Genomic DNA, 12,711 nt, shown 5'->3' on the forward strand with positions numbered 1-12,711 from the left:
GGTCTGGCGGCGCTCAGTGGCGCCGCACCCGCCGCAGCTCGTCCACGATCAGCAGTACCGCGCCGACCGTGATCGCGCAGTCGGCCACGTTGAAGGCAGGCCAGTGGTAGTTGCGCACATAGAAGTCCAGGAAATCGACCACGTGCCCGTAGACCACGCGGTCGATCACGTTGCCGACCGCGCCGCCCAGGATCAGCGACACCGCGAAGCAGAACATGCGCTGGCCGGTATGGCGGTACAGCAGCCAGACGATGAACGCGCCCACCACGAGGCCAAGACCGGTGAAGAACCAGCGCTGCCAGCCGCCGGCATCGGCCAGGAAGCTGAACGCCGCGCCCTTGTTGTAGACCAGCACCAGGTTGAAGAAGCTGGTCACCGGGCGCGATTCACCATAGGTGAAGGTGCGCACAATGACGATCTTGAAGAACTGGTCGAGCACTACCACCAGCAGCGCGAAGGCCATCCACAGCAGCGGGGTGGTGCTGCCGGCGGCCTTGTTGTTGCGGCGTGCCGGGCGGGCGGAACGGGACGTGGTCGATGCCATCAGGCATGGCTCCTGTGTTCACCGGCGCCGAACAGGTTGCTGTCGCAGCGCCCGCAGAGGGTCGGATGGTCCGGGTTGTGGCCGACATCGGCGCGGTAGTGCCAGCAGCGCTCGCACTTGGCATGGGCCGACGGGGTCACCGTGACCAGCAGGTCGCCGGCCTCGGGCGCGTGCGTTACCTTGGCCGAAGAGGTCAGCAGCACGAAGCGCAGGTCGTCGCCCAGGCTCTGCAGCGCGTCCAGCACGGGGCCGCCGGCCTGGATGGTCAGCTCGGCCTGCAGCGACGAGCCGATCTCGCCTTCCACGCGCACCGCTTCCAGCTGCTTGGTGACCTCGGCGCGCACTTCGCGCAGCGTGTGCCACTTCTGCAGCAGGTCGTCGGCGCCGTCGTCGACTTCCGGCACCGCGTAGTAGGTGCTGGTGAAGATGGTGTCGGTGTGCTCGGTGCCGTGGGCGAAGATCTGCCACGCTTCCTCGGCGGTGAACGACAGGAACGGCGCCATCCAGTGCAGCATCGCCTGGGTGATGTGGTACAGCGCGTTCTGCGCCGCGCGGCGGGCCTTGGAGTCCGGCGCGGTGGTGTACAGGCGGTCCTTCAGCACATCGAGGTAGAAGCCGCCCAGGTCCTCGGAGCAGAACGTCTGCAGCTTGGACGCCACCGGGTGGAATTCATACGACTCGTAGTGCGACAGCACTTCCTGCTGCAGTTGCGCGGTCAGCGCCACGGCGTAGCGGTCGATCTCCAGCCATTCCGACGCCGGCAGCGCATGCCTGGCGTGGTCGTAGTCGGACAGGTTGGACAGCAGGAAGCGCAGCGTGTTGCGGATGCGGCGGTAGCTTTCCACCACGCGCTTGAGGATCTCGTCCGAGATCGACAGCTCGCCGGAGTAGTCGGTCGAGGCCACCCACAGGCGGATGATCTCGGCGCCCATCTTGTTGGTGATGTCCTGCGGCGCCACGGTGTTGCCGACCGACTTGGACATCTTGCGGCCCTCGCCGTCGACGGTGAAGCCGTGCGTCAGCAGCGCCTTGTAGGGCGGCTTGCCGTACAGCATCGACGCCGTCAGCAGCGACGAATGGAACCAGCCGCGGTGCTGGTCCGAGCCTTCCAGGTACAGGTCGGCGAGGCGGCCATCGGGCGTATCGGCTGACGGATCGTACAAGTCGTCGCGGTGCGAGCCGCGGACCACGGTCCAGTGCGTGGTGCCGGAATCGAACCAGACGTCCAGCGTGTCGCGATTCTTTTCGTACTGGCTGGCCTCGTCGCCGAGCAGCTCCTTCGGATCCAGCGTCTGCCAGGCCTCGATACCGTGCTGTTCGACGCGTTTTGCCACTTCTTCCAGCAGCTGCGGCGTGCGCGGGTGCAGCGCACCGGTTTCCTTGTGCAGGAAGAAGGCCATCGGCACGCCCCACTGGCGCTGGCGCGACAGCGTCCAGTCCGGCCGGTTGGCGATCATGTTGTGCAGGCGCTGCTTGCCCCAGGCCGGGAAGAACTCGGTGGCGTCGATGCCGGCCAGCGCGGTCTCGCGCAGGGTGGGGCCGGTCTTGCCGTTCTCGTCGGCCGGGTCCACGTCCATGCCCGCGAACCACTGCGAGGTGGCGCGGTAGATGATCGGCGTCTTGTGGCGCCAGCAGTGCATGTAGCTGTGGGTGTACTTGTGCGAATTGAACAGGTTGCCCGAGGCCTGCAGCACCTCGACGATCTTCGGGTTGGCGTCCCAGATCGACAGCCCGCCAAAGAGCGGCAGCGTGCCGGCATAGACGCCGTTGCCCATCACCGGGCTGATGATGTCCGAATCGGCCATGCCGTGCGCCTTGCACGACTGGAAGTCTTCCACGCCGTAGGCCGGCGCCGAGTGCACGATGCCCGAGCCGGTGTCGGTGGTGACGTAGTCGCCCAGGTAGACCGGCGACAGGCGGTCATAGCCCGCGTCCATCTTCGCCAGCGGGTGGTGGAAGCGGATTTCCGACAGTGCCGCGCCGGTGGTGGTGGCCACGACCTTGCCTTCCAGGCCGTAGACCTTCAGCTGCTCCTCGACGCGCTCGGTGGCCAGGATCAGGTAGCCGCGCGGGGTCTCGACCAGCGCGTATTCCACTTCCGGGTGCACGTTCAGCGCCTGGTTGCTCGGGATGGTCCACGGCGTGGTGGTCCAGATCACGATCCAGCCGGGCTTGCCGTCGAGCTGCTCGAACGGCACCTTGAACGCGTGCGCCAGCTTGTCGGCTTGCGCGAACGGGAAGCCCACGTCGATCGACAGGTCGACCTTGTCCTTGTATTCGACCTCGGCCTCGGCCAGCGCCGAGCCGCAGTCGAAGCACCAGTTCACCGGCTTCAGGCCGCGGAACACATAGCCCTTCTCCATGATCTTGCCGAGTGCGCGCAGTTCATCCGCCTCGTTGCTGTAGTTCATGGTCAGGTAGGGGTGGTCCCAATCGCCCAGCACGCCCAGGCGCTCGAAATCCACCATCTGGCGCTTGATCTGCTCGGTGGCGTAGGCGCGCGCCTTGGCCTGGACCTCCTGCACCGGCAGGCCCTTGCCGAACTTCTTCTCGATCTGGATCTCGATCGGCATGCCGTGGCAGTCCCAGCCCGGCACGTAGACGGCGTCCAGCCCGGTCAGGCCGCGCGCCTTGATGATCATGTCCTTGAGCACCTTGTTGACGGCGTGGCCGATATGGATGTCGCCGTTGGCATACGGCGGGCCGTCATGCAGCACGAACTTCTTCGCGCCCTTGCGCGCCGCGCGGATCTTCTTGTAGAGCTGCTTGTCCTGCCACTGCTTGACCCACTGCGGCTCGCGCTTGGGCAGGTCGCCACGCATCGGGAAGGGCGTGTCGAGCAGGTTGACCGGATACTTGCTTTTCTCGGGCTTGGCGCGTTTGTCGTCAGACATTTCGATTCTCAGGGCAATTCGGGTTGGGCGCGCGGGCGGCGGCAGGCCGGCGGGCGCGCGGAAAGACTGGGGCAGGCGGCGTGCGTGCCGGGCCCGCGCCACTGGCATGCGGGCAGGCGCCGGCCGCTACCTAATTCGGTCGGTGGCGGAGGTGGCGAAGTCGCGCCCGCCGCTGCCTTCGGCCGCGCCCGGGGCGGTCAGGCCGAAGAAGGCGCGCGCATCGGCGCTGTCCTTGGCGATGGCGGCGGTGAGCTGGTCCAGGTTGTCGAAGCGCGCTTCGTCGCGCAGCTTCTTCATGAATTCAACCCGCACCAGCTTGCCGTACAGGTTCTCTTTGAAATCGAACAGGTGAACTTCCAGCAGCACCCGGCCGGCGTCCTCGATGGTGGGGCGCACGCCGATGCTGGCCACGCCCGGCAAGGGCTGGTCGGCGATGCCATGCACCTGCACCACGAAGATGCCGCTGACTGCCGGCCGCTTGTGCGAGATGCGCAGGTTCAGCGTCGGGAAGCCCAGGTCGCGGCCCAGCTTGCGGCCGTGGATCACGTGGCCGCTGATGGCATAGCCGTGGCCAAGCAGGCGCCGGGCATGCTCCAGGTCGCCGTCAGCCAGCGCCTGGCGCACCGCCGAGCTGGAGATGCGGATGCCGCCTTCGGACACCGAGCCCATCTGCTCGACATCGAAGCCGTAGCGACGCCCGGCTTCCTGCAGGTAGGTAAAGTCGCCGGCGCGCTTGGCGCCGAAGCGGAAGTCGTCGCCGACCAGCACCCAGCGCGCGTGCAGGCCATGCCACAGCACGTTCTCGACGAACGCCTGCGGCGACTGGGCGGCAAAGTGGGCGTTGAAGTGTTCCACCACCACCCGGTCCACGCCGTTGCGGCGCAGGCTTTCCAGCTTGTCGCGCAGCAGCGCGATGCGGGTGGGGGCCTTGTCCGGGGTGAAGAACTCGCGCGGATGCGGCTCGAAGGTCATCACGCACAGCGGCAGGCCGCGTGCGTCGGCCGCTGCGCGCGCACGCGCGAGCAGCGACTGGTGGCCGCGATGCACACCGTCGAAATTGCCGATGGTGAGCGCGCAGGGCGCCCGGCTTTCGGCGTTGGGCAGGCCGCGGAAGACTTTCACGGGGACGGCGGGAAACGTTTCAGGTAAAGCGAGCATTATAAGGCGAATGGGTCCGCTTGCCGCTCCCGCCGCCCGCGGCCGGTGCCGCGCTGCTGTTTTTGTGCCGCAACCGGCCCTCGCGGCATGGCGCGATGCCGCAAAAGGCGGCATGATATGGCCCACTTCGGCTCCACTTCGGCCCTGGCACCTGCTGCCCCCGATATCCGCCCATTCCAAGCCAGCCACACTTGAAAGCGCTGCCCAACCGGTTCTTTTCCCGGCTCCTGCCCCGAGTCCTGCCTCAGGCGACCGCCCAGCTCGACGTCGAGACGCGCGCCAAGCTGATGGCCATCGTGCACAAGAACTCGCCTACGGCAATCGTGGCCTCGGTGCTGCTGCCCGCGCTGACCACACTGGGATTCTGGAACGACGTGAGCCACTCGGCCTTGCTCGGCTGGTGCGCGGTGATGCTGCTGCTGACGGCCGGCGGCCTGTGGTTCTACGTCGGCTACCAGCGCGACCATGCCTCGATGAGCCGTTCCGCGCACACGCGCAAGTGGTGGAACAATATGCGCGCGGTTGCCTTCCTGACCGGCGTGACCTGGGGCAGCTCGGCACTGCTGCATTTGTATACAGGCTCGGCGGTGTTCTCAAGCGTGCTGTACCTGCTGACCCTTGGGGTACTGGCTGGCGGCGCGGTGTCGCAGGCGCCGGTGCCGTCGAACCTGGTCTATGCCGGCGTGCCGATCCTGGTGCCCAACATCCTGATGGCGGAATTCGCCTTCCCCGGCCATGGCGCCTATGTGCAGGGACTGCTGGTGATCTACGGGGGGATGCTGTCGCGCCATGCCTTCAACCTGCAGGTCACGCTGGTGCGCGCCATCCAGCTCGAGGGCGACAGCCGCCGCCTGGCCAAGCAGTTCCAGGAGGAAAAAGAGCGCGCGCTGCATGCCAGCGAGGAGAAGTCGCGCTTCCTGGCTGCCGCCAGCCACGACCTGCGCCAGCCGGTGCATGCGCTGGTGATGCTGGTGGAGGCGCTGCGCGCGCGCAACCAGTCGTCGGCGCTGCATCCGCTGGTGGAGCAGGTGGCGGCGGGCACCCAGACCATCGACCTCTTGTTCCGTTCGCTGCTGGACCTGTCCAAGCTGGAAGGGCGCAAGGTGCTGCCGACGCTGGAGCCATGCGAGCTGGGCGCGCTGATCCGCGACGTGATGAGCCAGTTTGCCGCCGATGCGCGCGAAAGCGGCCTGACCCTGACCCCGCGCGTGCCCGACGAGCTGTACGCCATGGCCGAGCCGGTGCTGTTGCGCCGGGCCCTGTTCAACCTGGTGCAGAACGCGCTGCGCTACACCCAGCGCGGCGGCGTGCTGGTGACCGCGCGCCAGCGCCGCAAGAGTGTGCGGCTGGAAGTCTGGGATACCGGCGCCGGCGTGACACCGGAGCACCTGCCCGACATCTTTTCGCCGTACTACCAGGTCCATAACCCGCAGCGCGACCCGTCGCAGGGCCTGGGCCTGGGGCTGGCCATCTTCAAGGAATGCGTGCGCCTGATGCGCGGCACCTATGGCGTGCGCTCGGTGCCGGGCAAGGGCTCGGTGTTCTGGTTCGCGCTGGCGACGGTGCCGGCCGAGACCGTCGCCAGCGTGCGCGAGATGCGCGCGATGGCACAGGCAGAAGAGGCCAAGCCCGACCGCCTGCAGGGCACGGTGCTGGTGGTCGACGACGACAGCCAGATCCGCAAGGCCTGGATCGCGCTGATGGAGGCCTGGGGCATCCGCGTGGCCTGCGCCGCGCACGGCGCCGAGGCTGACAAGCTGTTTGCCAAGGGCCTGCGCCCGGACATCATCTTCTGCGACCTGCGCCTGCCCGGCAGCGAGAACGGACTGGATTTGCTCGAGCGCTGGCAGAACACGCAGCCGCAGGCGCGCAGCGCGCTGCTGACCGGCGACCTGAAATCCGCCGCGCTGGCGGCGGCGGAAGAGGCGGGGTATTTCGTGCTGCCCAAGCCGGTGGACCCGGCTTCGCTGCGGCTGTTGCTGCGCCGCTGGCTGCGGCCGGCGTAGGGCGGGGGGAGGACGGCAAAGGGTGCCGGCCTGCGTTACTGGCGCAGGCGGAACCGCTCCATGCGCGACATCACCTGCATGCGCGTGCGCACGCCCAGGCGCTGCAGGATGGCCGACACGTGTTCCTTGACGGTGTTCTCGGTCAGCCCCAGGCGGCGCGCGATCACCTTGTTCGGCAGGCCTTCCAGCACCAGCGCCAGCACCGAGCCCTGGCGCGGCGTCAGGCCGAGTTCGGCCGGCGTGACCGGAATGCCGTGGGCGGGCCCGAACGACTGCGCGCGGCCGTTCAGGGCCTCATCGGTGGGGAAGGAGGTGTCGCCTGCCAGCACCTTGCGCACCGCGGCGGTGAAGGCATTGGCATCAAGGTGCTTGCCGACGAAGCCGCAGGCCGACAGCGCGCGGGCGCGACCGACGATCTCGGGGGTGGCCTCGGCGGACATGAAGATGAAGCGTGCGCCAGGAATGACGGTCTTGAACGACTGCATGGCGTCGAAGCCCGTGCCATCGTTCAGCCAGATATCGAGCAGCACGATATCGGGGCGCAACCCCTGCTGCAGGCTTGTCAGGGCTTCGCGGGCACTGCCGGCGGCATGGACAGCCACATCCGGCATGACTTCGGCGAGAAAAGCCGTAGTGCCTGACAAAGCCATAGGATGATCATCGACCACCAACAACGTCGGTGCAGCGTTCGACATGCGAATTCCCGTTCAAATTCCCGTTTCGTCCTTGTTGTCACCAGCTCTTGGCGAGCACTGTGTCAGGCACAGGGTTGGCGCGTGGACGTAGCGCCCACTCTAGCAGAGGGGGCGAAGCGTCACAATCCATCAATCGGGGGTATACGGTCACGCCGTCACATGTTAGAGACATCGCGCCCTGTCCGATTCTCGTGAATTAAGCACGTAATGCGTTGGCTTTACCGGAGTTTAGCGCCTTGCCTTGGTAGAATTGCGCGATGAAAAAAATTGTCATCTTGATTTCCGGGCGAGGCTCCAATATGGAAGCCATCGTCCGTGCCTGCGCGGGGGGCGGCTGGCCTGCCCGGGTGGCGGCAGTACTGTCGAACCGGCCGGATGCCGCCGGGCTGCACTTCGCGCAGCAGCAGGGCATCGAAACCGGCGTGGTCGACCATCGCCAGCACCCTGACCGTGCTGCTTTCGACGCGGCTTTGGCCGAGGCCATCGACGCCTACGCGCCCGACCTGGTGGTACTTGCCGGTTTCATGCGTATACTCACGCCCGGCTTCGTCGACCGCTATGCGGGCCGGCTGCTGAATATCCATCCGTCGCTGCTGCCGTGCTTCCCGGGCCTGAACACCCACAAGCAGGCGCTGGACGCCGGCGTCAAGCTGCATGGCGCCACCGTGCACTTTGTCACCCCTGAACTCGACCATGGCCCGATCGTGATCCAGGCTGCACTTGATGTGCAGCCCGCGGACACGCCCGAGAGCCTGGCCGCGCGCCTGCTCGAATGCGAGCACGTGATCTATCCTCGCGCCGTGCAATGGTTCGTCGAGAACCGCCTGCAACTGCAGGACGGCGTAGTCAACGTTATCAACCCGGCCGAATCGCAATTGCTGATGGCCATCTCCGCCAATACCCCGGCGGGAGGAGTCAAGGCATGAGTCGCACCCAGGCAGGAACCCGATCCCCGCGCAGCGAAGGACGCGCCCCCGTGCGCAGCAAGGGCAAGGGCAGCCCCATCCGCAAGTCGCCCAATGCCGACGGCGCCGCGGTCCGCTCGCACGGCGGCCTGCATGCCACCCATATCCAGCATATCGACCGCCTGCTCGGCAAGGTCATGCTGTTTGCGCGCCCGGCCGATGCCGTGGTGAGCTACTACTTCCGCGAGAACAGCAAGCTTGGCCACCGCGAGCGCGGCATCATCGCCGAGGCCATCTACGCGGTGCTGCGCCGGCGCGTCGAGTTTGCGCAGTTTGCCGAAAGCGGCACGGGCGCGACCTCGCGCCGGCTGGCGCTGCTGGGCCTGGCCGCGACCCTGGGCCGCGACACGCTGACCCCGTTCCTGCATCCCGAAGAAGCCGAGTGGCTGGACCGACTGACCACGATCGAGCGCTCCAGCCTGGCGCCGCGCGTGCGCGCCAACCTGCCCGAGTGGCTCTACGATGAACTGGTGCGCGGCCACGGCGAGGCCTTTGCGGCGGCCCTGGGCGACGCGCTGCTGCGTCCGGCGCCACTGGACCTGCGCGTCAACCTGGCCAAGACCAGCCGCGAGGCCGCACTGGCCGAGCTGCAGGCCGCCGGCCTGGGCGCCGAGCCCACGCCGATGGCGCCGGCCGGCATCCGCATGGCCGGCAAGCCGGCGCTGAACCAACTGCCGATCTTCGTCAACGGCCTGGTCGAGGTGCAGGATGAGGGCAGCCAGCTGCTGTGCAACCTGGTCGCACCCAAGCGCGGCGAGATGGTGGTCGACTTCTGCGCCGGCGCGGGCGGCAAGACCCTGGCGCTCGGCGCGGCGATGCGCTCCACCGGCCGGCTCTATGCCTTTGACGTATCGGAAAAGCGCCTGGCCAACCTGAAGCCGCGGCTGGCGCGCAGCGGGCTGTCCAACGTCCACCCGGTGCTGATCGACTCCGAGCGCGACGCCAAGATCAAGCGCCTGGCCGGCAAGGCCGACCGCGTGCTGGTCGACGCGCCCTGCAGCGGGCTGGGCACGCTGCGCCGCAACCCCGACCTGAAGTGGCGGCAATCGCCGGAGTCGGTGCTGGAACTGACTGCCAAGCAGAGCGCGATCCTGGACTCGGCCGCGCGGCTGGTGAAGGGCGGCGGCCGCGTGGTCTACGCGACCTGCAGCGTGCTGGAAGCTGAAAACGAGCAGATCGTGCGCGACTTCCTGGCTGCGCACCCCAACTTCCGCCTGGTGCCGGCCGCCGAAGTGCTGGCCGAGCAGAAGATCGAAGTGACCGGGCTGCCGGACAACGGCATGTTTGCCCTGTATCCGCACCTGCACCAGACCGACGGCTTCTTTGCCGCGGTGCTGGAACGCACCAGCTGAGCGGCGGTGCCTGCCGGGCCGCCCGCCGATCGCGCGGGCGGCCGCGCCAACCCTGAGTTTCCTCCATGAACGGTGAGACCCTGTCCGACCTGGGCGGCCTGAAGGACCTGAAGGCCTCCCATTCCATGTTCGGCAAGATGCTGGACGACCTGATCCGCGACGCAGGCGGGCCGGGCTTCTTCTGGCAGCTGCTGGTACTGGCCGGCTGCCTGCTGGTGGCGTGGCCGCTGGCGCGCTTCGTGGTGCGGCGCCTGGAAGCGCGCTACGAAAGCTCAAGCTTCTCCGTGCGCTTTGCCGCCGCCAGCCTCGAGCGCGCCATGTTCCCGCTCGCCGGCTGGGTGCTGGTGCTGATCGCCCGCTTCGCGCTGGCGCCGCTGATCCCGATCAGCGTGCTGCGCCTGGCGCTGGTGCCGCTGTTCGGCATCACCTTCCTGAATTTCACCTTCTATGTGCTGCGCCGGGTAATGTCGGGCAGCGGCCAGCTGCACGGCATGCTGCTGCTGGTGGAGAAGGTGCTGACCACGCTGGTGTGGGCCGGCATGGCGCTGTACGTGCTGGGTGTGCTGGCGGACGTGGTGGCGTGGATGGAGGGCGTGCGCTTCTCGATCGGCGGCAAGCAGAAGATCAACCTGGCCGACACCCTGATGGCGGTGGTCTGGATCCTGCTGACGGTGCTGGTGGCGCTGTGGTTCGGTTCCTGGCTGGAAGAGCGGCTGATGCGCTCGACCAACCTCGACGGCAACCTGAAGGTGGTGCTGACGCGCATCTCCAAGGCCTTGCTGCTGCTGGTGTCGCTGCTGCTGAGCCTGTCGCTGGTGGGGATCGACCTGACCGTGCTGTCGGTGTTCGGTGGCGCGCTGGGCGTGGGCCTGGGGCTGGGTTTGCAGAAGATCGCCAGCAACTACATCTCCGGCTTCATCATCCTGCTGGACCGCTCGGTCAAGCTGGGCGACCAGATCACGGTGGACAAGTACACCGGCATCGTGTCGCAGATCCGCACCCGCTACACGGTGGTGCGCAACGGCGATGGCGAAACCCTGGTGCCGAACGAGCAGCTGGTGGCGCAGCCGGTGCAGAACCATTCGTTCTCCAACACCAATGTGCGCGTGGCTACCCGGGTGCAGGCAGACTACAACGCCGATCCGGAAACGGTGATCGCGCTGCTGACCGCGTGCGTGCGCAACCTGCCGCGCGTGCTGCCCGAACCGGAGCCCGCCGCTTTCCTGGTGCTGTTTGCCGACAGCGGCATCGAGTACGAGGTCGCGGTCTTCGTGGCCGATCCGCAGAACGGCAAGCTGGGCGTGCAGTCCGCGATGAACCGCGCGATCTGGCGCACGCTCCGCGAGCATGGGATTTCCATCCCCTATCCGCAGCGCGAACTCCGCGTGCTGGGGGGAGCACCCTTGCCCGGTGCCGATCTGCCCCCATCTAACATCGTAGCGGAGGCGAATGCGGCGAGTGCCGCATAGGCCGCCAGGCGGGCGCAGCATGCGCCACCCACGGAACGAAAACCGTTGCACCCCGTCAAAATCCGGGAAATAGCGTATGCTTGCGCGTCGCGCGATCCGGTAGAATGCCGGGTTGTCGCGGGTTGCAGCTAAGGTTGCAGCGCACGCTCCCACATCAGACAGCCGCCAGATTGCAGCGGCTCGTACCTTGTCCCGCCCGCGGAGGGTCATCCCAGCGCCGGCGCGAGACTCGTGTGCCTGGGAGCCCGGAATGACTTCGGGTCCCGTGGCAGGCGCCAGAAAGCTATCGCAATCACTTGGATTCGCAGCCTTTTTTCTGCGCATTGCGTGCACCGGCCCCGCCGGGCTGCACGGGAAAGTCCCTGTTTAACTGACGGAGAACAGTTTGTTCGACACTATTCTTGACTGGGCCGCCAACGGCCTTGCCAACTGGACCTGGTGGGAGATCGTCATCTACACGCTCGTGATGACGCATATCACAATCGCCGGCGTCACCATCTTCCTGCACCGCTGCATGGCGCACCGGTCGCTGGATCTGCACCCGATCGCCCAGCATTTCTTCCGCTTCTGGCTCTGGCTGACCACGGGCATGGTCACGCGCGAGTGGACCGCCATCCACCGCAAGCACCACGCCAAGTGCGAAACCGAAGAAGATCCGCACAGCCCGCAGACCCGCGGCATCCGCAAGGTGCTGCTGGAGGGCGCGGAGTTGTATCGGGCCGAATCCAAGAACAAGGAAACCATCGCCAAGTTCGGCCATGGCTGCCCCAATGACTGGGTCGAGCGCAATGTGTACTCGCGCTTCGGCTGGCAGGGCGTCGGCCTGATGCTGATCATCGACCTGGCGCTGTTCGGCGTGATCGGCATGACCGTGTGGGCGGTGCAGATGCTGTGGATCCCGATCCATGCCGCCGGCATCATCAACGGCCTTGGCCACTGGTGGGGTTATCGCAACTACGATTGCGAGGACGCCTCGACCAATGTATCGCCGTGGGGTCTGATCATTGGTGGCGAAGAACTGCACAACAACCACCACACCTACCCGACCTCGGCCAAGTTCTCGATCAAGTGGTATGAGTTCGATGTGGGCTGGGGCTATATCCGCGCGATGCAGGCAGTCGGCCTGGCCAAGGTCAAGAAGACCCCGCCCAAGGCGCGCCTGGTGGAAGCCCGCCCGGTTGACCACAACACGCTGGAAGCGATCATCGCCAACCGCTATGACGTGATGGCGCGCTACGCCAAGGCCGTCAAGGGCGCGTTCCGCCAGGAACTGGACAAGCTCAAGGAAGGCGGCGTGGCCGAGTACCGCAGCTTCAAGCCGGCCAGCAAGTGGTTCCACCGCGAGGAAACCAAGCTGGCCGCGCCGCAGCGCGAACAGCTCGCCAGCATCGTCGAACAGAACAAGGCGCTGCAGACCTTCGTCGAAATGCGCCGTGAACTGGCCGCCATCTGGGGCCGTTCCAACCTGACGCGCGAGCAGCTGCTGCAGCAGCTGCAGGCCTGGTGCCATCGTGCCGAGGCCAGTGGCATCCAGGCGCTGCAAGATTTCTCGCTGCGCCTGCGCCGCTACGCCTGATACAATTCGGCCGCGCCGTATGGTTTGACAAAGCCCCGCCCATGGCGGGGCT

At 66.8% G+C, this 12,711-nt stretch carries 9 protein-coding genes; 5 read left to right on the top strand and 4 right to left on the bottom strand.

Features of this window, described 5'->3' with window-relative positions; all coding sequences use genetic code 11:
• Positions 1-13: 13 nt before the first annotated feature.
• From lspA to AC3WL8_RS02195, 3 genes are all read right to left on the bottom strand, one after another.
• Positions 14-544: a signal peptidase II gene (gene lspA / locus AC3WL8_RS02185; RefSeq protein WP_013957880.1), complete on the bottom strand. Its 531-nt coding sequence runs from the start codon at positions 542-544 to the stop codon at positions 14-16.
• A complete protein-coding gene (ileS, locus tag AC3WL8_RS02190) occupies positions 544-3,438 on the bottom strand; it encodes an isoleucine--tRNA ligase (RefSeq protein WP_013957879.1) in 2,895 nt (964 codons plus the stop codon). The genes lspA and ileS overlap by 1 nt, the downstream gene beginning before the upstream one ends.
• A 126-nt stretch (positions 3,439-3,564) precedes the next feature.
• Positions 3,565-4,560 carry a bifunctional riboflavin kinase/FAD synthetase gene (locus AC3WL8_RS02195; RefSeq protein ID WP_211980255.1) on the bottom strand — a complete coding sequence of 332 codons (996 nt, stop codon included), beginning with the start codon at positions 4,558-4,560 and terminating at the stop codon, positions 3,565-3,567.
• A 227-nt stretch (positions 4,561-4,787) separates the two neighbouring features.
• On the opposite strand from AC3WL8_RS02195, the gene AC3WL8_RS02200 reads away from it, so the two are divergent.
• Positions 4,788-6,602 carry a hybrid sensor histidine kinase/response regulator gene (locus tag AC3WL8_RS02200; RefSeq protein WP_211980254.1) on the top strand — a complete coding sequence of 605 codons (1,815 nt, stop codon included), beginning with the start codon at positions 4,788-4,790 and terminating at the stop codon, positions 6,600-6,602.
• A gap of 35 nt (positions 6,603-6,637) precedes the next feature.
• On the opposite strand, the gene AC3WL8_RS02205 is transcribed toward AC3WL8_RS02200, so the two are convergent.
• Positions 6,638-7,297, bottom strand: coding sequence for a response regulator (locus tag AC3WL8_RS02205; protein ID WP_011615962.1), 660 nt, complete (start codon positions 7,295-7,297; stop codon positions 6,638-6,640).
• A gap of 257 nt (positions 7,298-7,554) precedes the next feature.
• Between AC3WL8_RS02205 and purN the strand changes: the two genes are divergently transcribed.
• The 4 genes from purN (at position 7,555) to AC3WL8_RS02225 (ending at position 12,659) form a co-directional block, all read left to right on the top strand.
• Complete coding sequence (purN, locus tag AC3WL8_RS02210) at positions 7,555-8,223, top strand: phosphoribosylglycinamide formyltransferase (protein ID WP_492377807.1); 669 nt, start codon at positions 7,555-7,557, stop codon at positions 8,221-8,223.
• Complete coding sequence (locus AC3WL8_RS02215; protein WP_013957875.1) at positions 8,220-9,614, top strand: RsmB/NOP family class I SAM-dependent RNA methyltransferase; 1,395 nt, start codon at positions 8,220-8,222, stop codon at positions 9,612-9,614. Before purN ends, AC3WL8_RS02215 begins: the two co-directional genes overlap by 4 nt.
• Before the next feature lie 65 nt (positions 9,615-9,679).
• Positions 9,680-11,083: a mechanosensitive ion channel family protein gene (locus AC3WL8_RS02220; RefSeq protein ID WP_013957874.1), complete on the top strand. Its 1,404-nt coding sequence runs from the start codon at positions 9,680-9,682 to the stop codon at positions 11,081-11,083.
• A 385-nt stretch (positions 11,084-11,468) separates the two neighbouring features.
• Positions 11,469-12,659: a DesA family fatty acid desaturase gene (locus AC3WL8_RS02225; RefSeq protein ID WP_013957873.1), complete on the top strand. Its 1,191-nt coding sequence runs from the start codon at positions 11,469-11,471 to the stop codon at positions 12,657-12,659.
• Positions 12,660-12,711: the final 52 nt, after the last annotated feature.

The sequence above is a fragment of the Cupriavidus sp. FW305-F7 genome (assembly GCF_058782875.1).